The following is a 13761-nucleotide window of genomic DNA, read 5'->3' as shown; positions in this document are numbered from 1 at the left end:
TCAATCGAATGCATGCCGAACGCGTATCGCAACCAAACCACCGAACATCAGGAAATCGACAAGGATCACGGCTGAATCGAAACGCACCGGTGTATCGCCAGCGACATCCTTACGTGCCGGGAATCGGATCCGGACTGATGGCCCGAGCTGCGTTCGATCGTGATGATGGCGGTCACTTGGCGAAATCGGCGACGCCAGGATGACCGGGCGGCATGACAACGTATCGAGCAAGCCTCCCGACGCCGCAAGGAATGCGCGCGCCGTGCGGGCGTATTGGCGCATCGAGAACATCATGCACCGGGTGCTGAACGTGGCCTTCGGTTAAGACCAATGCCTGGCTCGCGTAAATCATGCCGCGCAGAACTTTGCGATCCTGAGCGACATCTGTATGACCCTGCTCAAAGCAGATGCGACGACCAGGGCTGGCATAAGCATCGCTGGCTCAATGAGGGCACCCAGGGGGCCCCTGCCGCGCTGTCGTTTTACGTTTGTGACACTTCACGCGAGCCCAGCCAGATCAATTAGTGATTTTCGTACAAGTCATGGGATTGGCGGCGCACAAATCGTACTCCGTCAAATAGCCACGGAAGCTGCAGATTTCGATAATGAGCATCGAAATACGCAACGAGACTGATCACCAAGAACACGCTTGGAATTAACGTGCCGTGGCTATTTCGTTACGAAAATCAATCTTTATAGAGGTCAGTTATGAACTTTCAGAAAGTCGGTATCGCAGCAGCATTTGCAGTCATGGCTGGAATTCCTGCGATGGCGCAAGCAGTCGACGGCACCATCACCTTCACCGGCGCCGTGACGTCGCAAACGTGCACGATCAACGGCAACGGCGCGGGCTCGAAGGACTTCACGGTCGCGCTGCCTTCGGTTTCCACCAGCGCGCTGTCCGCTGCGGGGCAGACCGCCGGTCAAACGCCGTTCAGCATCGCGCTGACGAAGTGCTCGTCGCCGACGGGTAGCGTCCACACCTTCTTCGAACCGGGTGCAACGACCGATCTGACGACGGGCAACCTGATCGTCGCCACCGGTGGCGCGAAGAACGTCCAGATCGGCCTGGCGAACGATGATCTCTCGCCGATCAAGGCGGGTGCCGCCGATGCGTCGCAGAACTCGAAGTCGGTGTCGATCGTCGACAACGCCGCAACGCTGCAGTACTACGCGCGCTACGTCGCGACCGGCGCTGCAACGGCCGGTGCGGCAAACTCGTCGGTCATGTATTCGCTCGTGTACCAGTAAAGCGAGAGGGTAGGGTCACCACCCGCCCATAGCGGGGTGAGGCAGGTTTATCACTGCCTCACCCATTCATCCATCTCCGTTGGAGCGCGAAAATTCCATGAACATTAAGCAATCCTATCGTAAATGTCTTGCAGGCGGATGCGTTCTGCTGGGGTTGACTGGGGCTCTGGACGCGCAGGCGTCGGTCGTCGTGGCGGGCACCCGCCTGATCTATAACGCCAAAGATGCCGAGGTCACGATCAAGCTGTCGAACCAGGGGCAGTCGCCGGCGTTGGTGCAGGCCTGGATCGATAGCGGGAATATCAAGGCCGCGCCGTCGGATATCGATGCGCCGTTCACGGTCACGCCGCCCATGTCGCGTATCGATCCCGGCAAAGGCCAGACGCTGCGCGTTGTTTACATGGGGGAGCCGCTGCCGAAGCAAAAGGAGTCGCTGTTCTGGCTCAACGTGCTGGAGGCGCCGCCCAAGGCGGCGGCGGAAGACGCCAACAAGCTGCAGCTCGTCCTTCGCACGCGAATCAAGGTGTTTTACCGCCCGACAGACCTCAAGGCAGCAGTCGAAGACGCACCGGCAAAGATCGAATGGCGTCTGACGCAAAAAGACGGCCATCCGGCGCTCGAGGCACGTAATCCGACGCCGTACCACGTTTCGTTCACGGCAATCAGTGCAAGCGCAGGTGGCAAAACGTCAACCGCGGTTGCCGACATGGTCAATCCGCAGGAAAGCCGGGTCTTTCCGTTGAAGGGCGATGTGCCCGCGGCGGCAGATCTGAAAGTGCATTACACGACGTTGAATGACTTTGGCGGCGCTGTCGACGGAAGCTCGATGTTGCAACGAGATGACGCCCCTGCGCGCACGCATCCGCACGATTAAGCGCTGCACGACTGCATCTGCCTATTCCATCTTGTCACAAGATATTAGTTTTCCTTAGCGAGTTGGCTGCACGGATTGGCCTTGTCGCAGATATTCCCGTCCAGGTAATCCATGCAACGAAAATACCAAACTGCTCTCTCTCTCCCCCTGCGTCCCTGCGCGCTGGTTGCGTGTGCGTTGTTCGCCTGCACGGAAGCGTCCGCGAATGACACCGCTGGTGCGGTGAAGAGCGGCGAGGTTGAGTTCAACGATTTGTTCCTGCAGCAGCGGGGTGCGACGCGTGTCGACGTCAGCCGTTACAACAAAGGCAACGTAGCGTCGCCCGGCACGTACCGCACGGATATCTACGTCAACCAATCGTGGCTGGGTCGCGCGGACGTCACGCTCAGGCAGCGGGGCGCCAGTAGCGATGACGTGCAGCCGTGCTTCGATCGCGCACTACTCGATCGTATTGGCGTCGATCTGTCGAAATTGTCGAAAGAGGCGCAGGCGTCGATCGATAACGTCGCCGCGGCGGGTGCTGGCGCATGCCTGACTTTGCCGGAACTGGTGCCGGACGCAACGGCGCAGTTCGACAACGGCGAGCAACGGCTCGATATCAGCGTGCCTCAAGCATCGATGATCCGCAACGCGCGGGAATATGTCGATCCGCGCTACTGGGACGAAGGGGTGCCGGCCGCGCTGCTGAAGTACGACGCAAACGTCTACCGCACCGACACGGCGGGAATGTCGTCGACGCAGGTCTACACGGGGCTGACCCTGGGCGCCAATATGGGCCCGTGGCGGTTTCGGCATACCGGCAGCCTCTCGTACAACCCGACCAACGGTACGCACTATCAGAGTGTCCAAACCAACGTTGCGCGTTCGATCACGCGGCTGAAAGGCCAGTTCGTCGTCGGCGACGCGTACACCAACGGCACGATTTTCGATAGCGTCGGCTTTCGCGGCGCGCAGCTGGTGTCGGACGATCGCATGTACCCGGAATCCCAGCGCGGCTATGCGCCGACGGTTCACGGGATGGCGAACAGCAATGCGCTGGTCAAGATCCGTCAGAACGGCAACGTCATTTACGAAACCAACGTCGCCGCAGGCGCGTTCGTGATCGACGACCTGTACCCGACCGGCTACGGCGGGGATCTCGAGGTCGAGGTGACCGAAGCCGACGGCAGCAAGCATGTATCGCACGTGCCTTACGCGGCGCCTGTCAATGCGCTGCGCCCGGGCAGTACCCGCTATAGCTTCACCGTGGGCAAGTACCGCAACCAGCAGTTGAACGAGTCGCCGCTGATGTTCGAGGGCACGGTGACGCACGGCTTCACGAATGCCTTGACGGCCTATGGCGGCATTCAGGCCGCCGATGGTTATCTTGCCGGCGCATTGGGCGCGTCGCTGAACACCGAGTTGGGCGCGGTCGGTCTGGACGTCACACAGTCGAATACGCGCCTGCCGAACCAGCCGAATCGCAGCGGGCAAAGTGTGCGGATCACTTACAGCAAGCTGCTTGCCCCGACGAACACGAACATTACAGTGGCCGCGTACCGCTATTCGAGCAGCGGCTTCTTGAGCCTGCAGGATGCCGCCGCATTGCGGGATCTCGCCGGGCGCGGCATGACCGACCATATGTTGACGAGCGGCGTACAGCGCGGCCGGCTGCAACTCACGGTCAACCAGACTTTGCCGCAAGGGTACGGCTCGTTCTATCTGTCGGGTTCGACGCAGGATTACTGGAATCGCGACGGGCGGGATACGCAATTCCAAGGGGGATACAACAACAACTTCAAGCGGATCAACTATGGCGTATCGATGTCGCGCCAGTTCGATCTGTCGCAGCGCAAGTGGAACAACACGGTGATGCTGACCGTCAGCCTGCCGCTCGGGCGCGGTATCCACGCACCCTATTCGTCGACCAATTTGCAGCGCGACTCGCGGGGCGTCACGCAGGTCCAGCAATCGCTGTCCGGCGCGCTGGGTGAGGACAACGCGCTGACGTACGGTGTCAATATCGGCAGCACGGGCGGCGGTTCCACGCGCACCACGACCAATGCGGCCGGTAACGTGGCGTACATGTCTCCGATCGCGTCGGTGAAGGGCAGTGCGTCGGCCGGCACGGGTTACAAGCAGTATGGCGCCGGGGTGTCGGGTGGCATCGTCGCCTACGGTGGCGGCATCGCGTTCTCGCCGCAACTGGGCGAAACCGTGGCGATCGTCGAGGCGAAGGGGGCAAACGGCGCTCGCGTGACGAACGGCGCAGGCTTGCGCGTCGATCCGTGGGGGCATGCCGTCGTGTCCAGTCTGAGGCCGTTCGCGAAGAACGACGTGGAGATCGATCCGAAGGGCTTGCCGTTGAGCGTCGAGCTCAAGTCGACCTCGCAGTACGCGGTGCCGACGGCAGGCGCTGTCGTGCGGCTGAAGTTCGAGACCGAAGGCGGCGGGCGTTCCGCGATCATTCGGGCGAAGACTGCCGACGGTCAGCCGCTGCCGTTTGGCGCGCAGGTGTTCGACGCGTCGAACCAGGAGGTCGGCACGGTTGCGCAGGCCGGACGGATCATCGTGCGCAGCATGAAGAGTGACTCAGGTGAGTTCAGCGTGAAGTGGGGTGACGGCGTCAACGCGCAATGCAGGATGTCCATCGTGCTGCCGAAGGTGAAGGAAAACGATCGCGCGCCTTGGACGGTGGTGGACGCGGTGTGTGGCCAGTAATAGAGCGGCCCGTGCGTATACATTCTTCTCTTGGAACTGCAATGAAAAGATTTAGTTGGACATGTCTGCTTGCCGCAGTTTGCGTGATACCAAACTGGGCCTGGGCAGGATGCAGCATGACCCCGACAGGCGGGAAACCATCGTCCGCCCCCTTGGTGTACGAGCTTTCCGGTTTTAATACTGGAGACATTGATCCGAGCGTTCCGAACGGCACAATTCTCGCTTTGAGAAGTGTGCCGATAGTCTCGGGCGGGGGGGCGGTTACATGCTCCAGCCCCATCTCGCCTCTTTGGTACCGGGGTACAACACCACTTGTAACCAACAATACGTATTGGTCGGGAATACCCGGTATCGGGATGAAATTCCGCTACCAATTCGCTGGCGGACAAAATGGGTATCTTTTCCCCTACGCTGATCCCGGTATAGGGAACTCAGTACCGTACCTAAATAAATATGCCACTTTAGAAGTTACGTTTGTCAAGTATGGTCCGATCACGGCATCGGGAGTCGTAGTTGGGGAAATAGCAGGGTGGTTTGCAGAAGGTGATCGTACTCAGATAGTTTCAATTCGGATAAATGGAGGCATTGTGGTCGAACCGAAGGTGCCCACGTGTCGTGTGACTACACCGGCGATTACAGTTCCTCTGGGGAACATGCCTTCGAGTACGTTTAGTGGAGTCGGCACGGTTTCGCCTAGCAAACCATTTAATATTGTGCTGCAGTGCTCAGGTGGCGACGCTGGCACGGTCACAAACGTGCATACAACGCTGACGGATCATACCGATCCCGGCAACGTATCAGACACACTATCGCTTGCCACTGATTCCACTGCAACCGGTATTGGCATTCAGGTGCTGAACGGAAGCACGGTGATCAAATATGGCCCGGATTCCAGCGCTACGGGCAACACGAACCAATGGAAGGCCGGTGAAGCCGGAAACGGGACATTCACCATTCCGTTGACTGCCCGGTATATCCAGACAGCGCCGAAGGTGACGGCGGGAACGGCTGATGGTCTTGCGACGTTCACCATGAGTTATCAGTAACTGCGGATTGTCTGCCTCGTAAGCCGTCGAATAAAGACGCTCTTCCGGTGCGCGGCGGAATGTCAGAGAGCAAGTGTTCGCGTGGACACTTGCTCTCTGACCTCAACGACAAAGAACCGAGACCTTCCAGGGCGTATCGTCGCTTCGATGATTACACCGCAGGGTGCGGTGTGCCGATGCATGATCGTATGGCGCAACGCACGAATTTCACATGAATCGAACTGGAAAATTGAAAGGCGAAACAGCGCCGGCAAGCGGTGCTTGGCGCCCAATCAGCGTGAAGTGGGGCGACGGCGTCAACGCGCAATGCAGGATGTCCATCGTGCTGCCGAAGGCGAATGAAAAGGATCGCGCGCCTTGGACGGTGGTGGACGCGGTGTGTGCTCCGTAAAAGATACCTGCACTCTTATATATTTGTCTTTGAGAGAAATCGATGAAAAGATTTATTTACGCCTGTCTGCTCGCTGTGACGCTTGCTGTGCCGGGTTGGGCCTGGGCCTGGGCATCGAGATGCTCCGTGACAACCCCAGGTGGTGGGTATTGGGAGCCCTCGATGCCTGGCGAACCAAAGCCCGTTGTGTACACCGCGCCTGGCTTTAATGTGTCGTTCAATCCAAACGTCCCGAATGGCAAGACTTTTCTCATGAAAGAAATTGATTTTGCTGCTACCGAAGGGGGAGGGAGAGTATACTGCCATGGGGGCTTTGGAGGGGTGTATTACCGTCAGCAGATCGGCCGCCCGATACCCGGCTCCAATTATCTTTACTCGACGCCGATTCCTGGGGTGGGTATTTCTTTCCAATGGGCAGAAAGTAATCGCTTTTGGGATTCGTATGACTATATCGGCGCCAGCCGCGATTATATGCAGATTCCCCCGGGCAGGATTTCCTCGCTTAGGATCTACCTTATCAAGACAGGCCCGATCACATCAGGGGGAGTAATCTCAGGCGAGTTGGGTCGTATGTACTCGGAAGCCGAAGGGCCCCTTCTTTCATGGCGGTTCGGTGGGGGTATCGTTGTCCAGCCGCAGGTGCCCACGTGCAGCGTAACCACTCCGGCGATTACGGTCCCTCTGGGAAGCATGCCGGCGAGTACGTTTACAGGGGTCGGCTCAGTTTCATCCAGTAAGCCATTTAATATCGTGTTGCAGTGCTCAGGCGGCGAAACTGGCACGGTCACAAACGTTTATACGACGCTGACGGATCATACCAATCCAGGAAACGTGTCGGACACACTATCGCTTGCCTCGGACGCCACCGCGACCGGTATTGGCATCCAGGTGCTGAACGGCAGCACGGTGATCAAATATGGCCCGGATTCCAGCGCTACGGGCAACACAAACCAGTGGAAGGCCGGTGAAGCCGGAAACGGGACATTCACCATTCCGTTGACTGCCCGATATATCCAGACAGCGCCGAAGGTGACGCCGGGAATGGCTAATGGTCTTGCGACCTTCACCATGAGTTATCAGTAACTGCGGATTGTCTGCCTCGTAAGCCGTCGAATAACGACGCTCTTCCGGTGCGCGGCGGAATGTCTGAGAGCAAGTGTTCGCGTGGATACTTGCTCTCTGACCTCAACGACAAAGAATCGAGACCTTCCAAGCCGTATCGGCACTTCTACGACACTGCCACGGGATGAGCGTGCCGACGCGTGACCGTATGGCACAACGCATGAATTCCACTCGATCGAACGGGAAAGTCGGAAGGTGAAACAGCGCCGGCAAGCAGTTCGCCGCGCCTAATCCGAATGAGGTGGCCGTGCGCCTGAATGACCGGATTGGACGCATAGGGCGTTGAGCGGTGATACAACCGGCCCCTTGTGAGCACATGGGCCGCTCGTGTCTATACGAATCGCCCCAGCGCACCGGCAAGCGATACGAACGCGACTTTCGAACCGATCCATTTATGCAGCCGCTCGAATTGACTCGATGTCGACCGCTGTTCTCAAACAACTCGGTGAATCCTCGGTGATCGAGTGCCCGAACGGTCGCCGCGTTTCTGCATGGAATGGCGGCCGTCGGGCTATCCGCCGGTATTCTTGGCGACGGCGTTATGCGCTATTCCAGCGCTTCGCTGCCTTCGCGACACGCTCGCCGAGCAATTCCGCTGTCATCCGGTCGCTTTCCAGGATGGTGTCGCCTCCCTGATCGGCGTTGGCCTGAGTCATCGCGCCCAGGAACGAGCCCAGCCGGTTGATGTCGTCGACCGACCCGGTGCTGCTGTTGTTTCCCGGCATGAGGCCGAGACTGATCCACATCATGTGATGTTGCGCCGAGAAGAGCGCGAGCTGCTGCAGCGTCGCGAGCTTGTCGCCGCTTTGCGATGCAGATACCGTGAAGCCGGCCGCGAGTTTGTCGCGCCACTTGCCCCATTGCTTCGTCGACGCATCCATGAAGGCCTTGAACTGCGCGGATACGCTGCCCACGTAAGTCGGTGAGCCGAAGATCATCGCGTCGGCGTCATGCTCGAGATACGACCAATGCTGATCGATGGCATCGACCGGGATCAGCTTGACGACGGCGCCCTCGATTTTCTCGACGCCACGCGCGACGGCTTCGGCGATAACGGACGTGTGGCCATAACCACTGTGGAAGACGACGGCTACGTTGACCATGGAAAACACCTTGTCAGGTTGAAAAAGCAGTGAATGTGTTACAGCCAAGGTAACATATATTTGCAAGCCGGTTGCGTGTGTGACGTGCCCACATCGGTCGGCTCCGGGTGCCCAAATCGTCAGTGTTCCAGCAGGTTTCTACCCGCATCCTGCGAGAATCCGGGAGCAGGGCGGTGCTGGTGAAGGATCGGTGCCGATGCCGCAACGTCACGGAGGCGCGTGGTCATTCGGCTCGAATGGCTGCCGCGAAACCTTTCTGACTGTTGCAAGCTCTAGCTGCACGAGATAGCGACCGCGTCGTGATCCTGTTCGCGCGCGCACCCGTGCTCCAGCACGATCACCCGGTCCGCGCTGCGGATCGTTTCCGGCCGGTGCGCGATGATGATCCGCGTGACGTTCATCGCGCGCACCGCATCGTTGATCGACCGTTCGCGCTCGACGTCGAGATGGCTCGTCGCCTCGTCGAGCACGAGAATCGCGGGCTTGCGATAGAACGCGCGCGCAAGCAGCACGCGCTGGCGCTGGCCGCCCGACAGCGACGATCCCATGTCGCCGACAAGGCTCTGATACCCCATCGGCATCGCAACGATGTCGTCGTGGATCTGCGCGAGCCGCGCGGCTTCGTCGATACGCGCCTGATCCGGCTGCGGATCGAAGAAGCAGATGTTGTCGGCGATCGAGCCCGCGAACAGGATGTCGTCCTGCATCACGCAGCCGATCAACTCGCGATGCCGATGGAGCCCGAGCTTGCGGATGTCGACGCCATCCACGCGCACGCTGCCGTGCTCGGGTGTCAGCAGGCCGAGCAGCAGTTTCGCCATCGTCGTCTTGCCCTGGCCGGACGGCCCGACGAGCGCGACCGATTCGCCGGGCGCGATCGACAACGAACAGCCGTCGAGCACCCACGGCTCCGTTTCCGCGTAGCGGAAGCGCACGTCGCACACGTCGATCGCGGGCGGCGTCGTACAGCCCGCATCCGCCGATCGGGCGACTTTTCCCTCCATGTCGGGTTCGACGTCGGTCAGCACGATGTCGGCGAGACGCTCACCGTGCAGGCGCAGCATCCTGAAGTCGATCAGCGTGCCGATCAGCGCGGCGCCGCGCGCCAGGAATTGCTCGGCGAAGCTGATGAACGCGACCAGCATCCCGGCCGAGAACTGGCCGTCGAGCACCTGCTTCGCAGCCAGCCACACGAGCACCACGCGGCCCGCGCCGGCAATCACGCCCTGCAGCGTGGAGAAGCCGATCGACAGCCGCTCGATCGCGACGTCCTTGTTGGTGCGCTCGACGACGGCGTTCGCATAGGTGGCGACGCGCGCTTCCTGCTTGTTCGCGAGCTTGATCGCCTGCACGCCGCGGATCGATTCGAGCAGGTTCGATTCCGCGCGCGCCGCGTACACGATCTGTTCCTCGTTCGCCTGCCGGAACGGCCGGTAAGCGATCCAGCGGATCAGTGCGTAAGCGGCGAACAGGCCGAGCACGAGCCACGTCAGCGTCGGGCTGTAGACGAACAGCATCGCCAGCGTCACGATCGCCATCACGCCGTCGAGCAGCGCGCCGACGAACTGCGTGGTGAGCGTGCTCTGGATCGTGTTGATCGCGCCGAAGCGCGACACCACGTCGCCGATGTGGCGTTGTTCGAAGTAAGTCATCGGCAGCCGGAACAGGTGCGAGCAGACGTTCGCCGTCCACTGTACGCCGAGCAGGCTCGAGAACCACGTGACGACCCACGAGCGCAGTGCCGACACCGCGTGCTGGAACAGCACGACGAGCAGGAAGCCGACGGCGAGCAGCGTCAGCAGGTCGGCGTCGGCCGACACCAGCACCTGGTCCATCACCCACTGCATGTAGAACGGCGTGACGATGCCGAACACCTCGAGCGCCGCCGACAGCAGCAGCACCTGAGCAAACGCCGCCCGGATGCCCGTGACGCTGCCGACGAGCTTCGCCATCGAGATCGATTCGCGCGCTTTGGTGCGCGTGAACGACGGCGACGGCATCAATTCGAGCGCGATGCCGGTGAAGTGGTCGGACACCTCGGCGAGCGGGACATCGTACGCACCGCGCGCGGGATCGTGGATCGTGATCTTGCCGCGCGACACCGATTTCAGCACGACGAAGTGGCTCATGTCCCAGTGCAGGATGCAGGGAAGGCGCAGTTTGCCGAGCTCGTCGAGTTCGAGCCGCAGCGCGCGCGACGTCAGGTCGAGACGGGAGGCGATCAGCATCACGTCGTTGAGTGTCGCGCCTTTCAGCGACGGGTTGAAGCGCCGACGCAGGCTGACGAGGTCGAGATCGTGGCCGTGGTAGCTCGCGATCATCCCGACGCACGCGAGCCCGCACTCGGCCGCCTGCGTCTGCAGCATGACGGGCAGGCGGCGCTGCCAGCCGAATTGCAGGGCATCCATCCATTTCATCGTTCAACAGGCTCCGTAACGAATGCGTGGGGCGCGCTCATGCCGACGCGCGGCGGCCGAGCGCGTACAGCGGCTCGAGCACCCACTCGATCAGCCGGCGCTTGTCGATCAGCACGTCGGCCTCGAGCGCCATGCCGGGGCGCAGCGCTTCGCGCTTGCCGTACGCGGCGATGTCCTGGCGATCGAGCGCGACGATCACGCGGTAAAGCTGCTCGGGCACGTTGGTCTGCCCGGTCAGGTTCGCGACCTCCTGCGGCGACAGCGCGGTGCGCGACACGTCGGACACGCGCCCGAACTGCTGGCCGAACTTCTGAAACGGGTAGGCCTGGTAGCGCAGCACGACGCGCGCGCCCGGCCGCACGAAGCCGATCGCGCGGCTCGGCACCATCAGCTGCGCTTCGAGCTGCGCGCCCTGCGGCAGCAGCGACACGACCGACTGGCCCGCGTTGACGACCTGCCCCGGCTTCGCGAGCAGTGCCGCGACGATGCTCGCCTGCGGCGCGCGCAGGATCACCGCGCGGCGCGCCTCGTTCTCTGCGATCGATTGGTCGACGTCTGCCAGCTTGCGTTCGATGTCGTTCTGCTGGTTGCGCGTATTGAGCGGCAGCTCGCGCAATTGCTGGCGGATCTGGTCGAGCTGCTGCTCGACGTCGAGCCGCTGGCGTGCGAGATCCTGCACGCGCGCCTGGGCGTCGAGCAGCGCGGCTTCCTGCTGCTCGACCTGGCTGTTCGACGCATAGCCCTGTTCGCGCATCGACTGCAGCTTGCCGAGCTGCCGCTGCGCGAGCTCGATCTGGCGTGCGCGCTGGGTTTTCTGCAAGGCGATCTGTGCAAGCTGGTCGTTGAGCGCCGCCGCGCGTGCCCGCAGGCCGCGATTCGCCTCGTCGCGTAGTTGCGACTGGCTGGCGAGATCTGCCTCCAGGCGCGTGCGCTGGAGCCTCAATTGCTCGCCGACGCGCTCGCGCGTGCTGCCGAGCTCGGTCGCAACCTCCGCCGATACGGCCATCAGCTCGGCGCCGGCCGCGACGGTCTGCCCTTCGCGCACGCGCGTATCGATCACGGTGCCCATCAATGGCGGTGCGACCGTCAGCAGCCCCTTCGCGGGCAGAAGCTGGCCGGCGACACGCTCGCGCTTCGTGTACGTGCCGAATACGAGGAACGCGACGAGCGCGAGCGTCGTCGCCGTCGCGACACCGATCGTCAGCCAGCGCCATGGCGGCGAATACAGGCTGACGGTGCCCATCAGCTTGTGCCGGGTCGCGTCGAGCGCTTCCTGTCGAAACAGCGAATCAGTCATGTGCGGCTCCCGGAAGCGGAGAACAGGAGGACGGGGAGGCGTGCATGGTCAGCCTCCCGTGCGGCATGCAATCGCGGCGACGTCCGCGTCGCCGAGCGTGCCGAGCGCGGCCGACAGTTGCAGCCGTGCGCGCAGGTAGCGGTAGCGTGCGTCCGCGAGGTCGCGGATCGCTTCGAAGTAGCGCTGCTGGGCGTTCAGTTCGTCGATCTGCGTGCGCAACCCGACTTCGCGGCCGAGATGGGTCGATTTCACCTTGCTGTCGGCCGACGCGAGCGCACGTTCGCGCGCACGCATGAGCGCGATGCCGTTGGTGATGCCGAGATAGGCGATTCGTGCGCGCTCGCGCGCCTTGCGACGCGCATCCTCGAGCGCGTCGCGCGACTGGTCGCGCCGGCGATAGGCTTCGCGGTTCGCCGACAACTGGCCGCCGCCCGCGAACAATGGAATCGTGACCGTCACGCCGATCATCGACGACCGCGTCTTCGATGTCGTGCCGAACACCTGATCCCAGTCGTTCTCGCCGGACCCGCGGCTCCAGTGGGTGCCGTAGCTCGCCTGCAGGTTGACGACCGGCAGGTTCGCGCCGGTCGCCGCGATCACGTCGGCCTGCGCCTGCTCGGCCTGCTTCCCGGCGAGGCGAACGTCGACGTTGTAACGAGCGGCCTCGTCCATCGCGCCCGCGAGATTGACGGGCGGCGCCCGCGACGCGCACTGCCACGCGATCGGCGCGATCGCGGTGGCGGTGAGGCCGGTGAGCCGCCTCAGCGCGCCGCTCGCGATTTCGAGATCGTTCTGCGCGCTGACTTTGCGCGCGAGCGCGTCGTCGAGATTCGCGCGCGCCTCGTCGACGTCGGTGCGCGTGCCGTCGCCGATTCGAAGCGCGGCCTGCGCCTGATCGAGCTGCCGCTGGAACGCCTGCTGCGCGGATTCGGCAGCCTGCAGCACTTCGCTGCCGTACAGGACGTCGAAATACGCGTCCGACACGTCGGTGATCAGCGTTTGCCGCGCCTTCTCGAATTCGATGTCGGCCTGATCGGCGAGCGCACCGCCGCGCTTGAATTCGGCAACCCGGGATACGTCGAAGATCGGCTGCGTGATCGTGGCCGACACGCTATGCCGGCGAACGGCGGCTGCGTACGGCGCGCTCGGCTGATCCTGCTTCGTGTAGTTGCCGTCGATCTGCGCACGCGGCAGCAATCCTGCGAGCCCTTGCCAGCGCTTCTCGCGGCCGGCGAGCTGCGCGTTGCCCGCGGCCGCGATGCCCGCGTCGAACCCCCGCGCGGCCTCGACCGCGTCGAGCAGATCCGCGGCCTGCGTGGGGCATGTGATGGACAGCGGCACAAGCGCGACCGTCAGGCGAATTAAAAATTTGAGGGTCATTCTGTTTGCGTGCGCTTCGACCGAGATGCGTATGTGTTCGTTGCGGCTACTGTCACGTCGACTGCGCGCTCGGTTTCGCGTCAGTCGGCATGCGCAGCACCGTCAGTTGCTGCATCGAATTCACGGGATAAATTCCGAAATTGGCCTTGATCTGATCGAGGGGCCGAGATTATTAAATTT

General features: G+C 62.0%; 11 protein-coding genes. 6 read left to right on the top strand and 5 right to left on the bottom strand.

Annotated elements, in window-relative coordinates:
* A complete protein-coding gene (locus HWY45_RS07520) occupies positions 1-294 on the bottom strand; it encodes a hypothetical protein (protein WP_150999112.1) in 294 nt (97 codons plus the stop codon).
* A 474-nt stretch (positions 295-768) separates the two neighbouring features.
* On the opposite strand from HWY45_RS07520, the gene HWY45_RS07515 reads away from it, so the two are divergent.
* From HWY45_RS07515 to HWY45_RS07490, 6 genes are all read left to right on the top strand, one after another.
* Positions 769-1251 (top strand): fimbrial protein, encoded by a 483-nt coding sequence (locus tag HWY45_RS07515; protein WP_279607674.1) that lies wholly within the window; start codon positions 769-771, stop codon positions 1249-1251.
* 97 nt (positions 1252-1348) lie between these two features.
* Positions 1349-2125, top strand: a complete 777-nt coding sequence (locus HWY45_RS07510) for a fimbria/pilus periplasmic chaperone (protein WP_175038370.1) — start codon at positions 1349-1351, stop codon at positions 2123-2125.
* Positions 2126-2236: 111 nt separating this feature from the next.
* Entirely contained in the window at positions 2237-4825 is a 2589-nt protein-coding gene (locus tag HWY45_RS07505) for a fimbria/pilus outer membrane usher protein (protein ID WP_059879439.1), read from the top strand.
* Positions 4741-5871: a fimbrial protein gene (locus HWY45_RS37285; RefSeq protein ID WP_150999114.1), complete on the top strand. Its 1131-nt coding sequence runs from the start codon at positions 4741-4743 to the stop codon at positions 5869-5871. Before HWY45_RS07505 ends, HWY45_RS37285 begins: the two co-directional genes overlap by 85 nt.
* Before the next feature lie 211 nt (positions 5872-6082).
* The gene (locus tag HWY45_RS07495; protein WP_150999117.1) at positions 6083-6262 is read left to right on the top strand and encodes a hypothetical protein; all 180 of its coding nucleotides are present in this window, start codon (positions 6083-6085) and stop codon (positions 6260-6262) included.
* A 162-nt stretch (positions 6263-6424) separates the two neighbouring features.
* Positions 6425-7345, top strand: a complete 921-nt coding sequence (locus HWY45_RS07490) for a fimbrial protein (RefSeq protein WP_230946790.1) — start codon at positions 6425-6427, stop codon at positions 7343-7345.
* A gap of 578 nt (positions 7346-7923) precedes the next feature.
* On the opposite strand, the gene HWY45_RS07485 is transcribed toward HWY45_RS07490, so the two are convergent.
* The 4 genes from HWY45_RS07485 to HWY45_RS07470 all read right to left on the bottom strand — a co-directional run bounded on the left by HWY45_RS07485 (position 7924) and on the right by HWY45_RS07470 (position 13581).
* Entirely contained in the window at positions 7924-8487 is a 564-nt protein-coding gene (locus HWY45_RS07485; RefSeq protein ID WP_059879441.1) for a flavodoxin family protein, read from the bottom strand.
* A 272-nt stretch (positions 8488-8759) separates the two neighbouring features.
* Positions 8760-10895, bottom strand: coding sequence for a peptidase domain-containing ABC transporter (locus HWY45_RS07480; protein ID WP_230946791.1), 2136 nt, complete (start codon positions 10893-10895; stop codon positions 8760-8762).
* 46 nt (positions 10896-10941) lie between these two features.
* Positions 10942-12201 (bottom strand): HlyD family secretion protein, encoded by a 1260-nt coding sequence (locus HWY45_RS07475; protein WP_059879447.1) that lies wholly within the window; start codon positions 12199-12201, stop codon positions 10942-10944.
* Positions 12202-12249: 48 nt separating this feature from the next.
* A complete protein-coding gene (locus tag HWY45_RS07470; RefSeq protein WP_063895621.1) occupies positions 12250-13581 on the bottom strand; it encodes a TolC family outer membrane protein in 1332 nt (443 codons plus the stop codon).
* Between the last annotated feature and the right edge of the window lie 180 nt (positions 13582-13761).

The sequence above is a fragment of the Burkholderia stagnalis genome (assembly GCF_902830275.1).
Classification (GTDB): Bacteria; Pseudomonadota; Gammaproteobacteria; order Burkholderiales; family Burkholderiaceae; genus Burkholderia; species Burkholderia stagnalis.
This window is presented reverse-complemented; position numbering and strand designations above follow the sequence as displayed.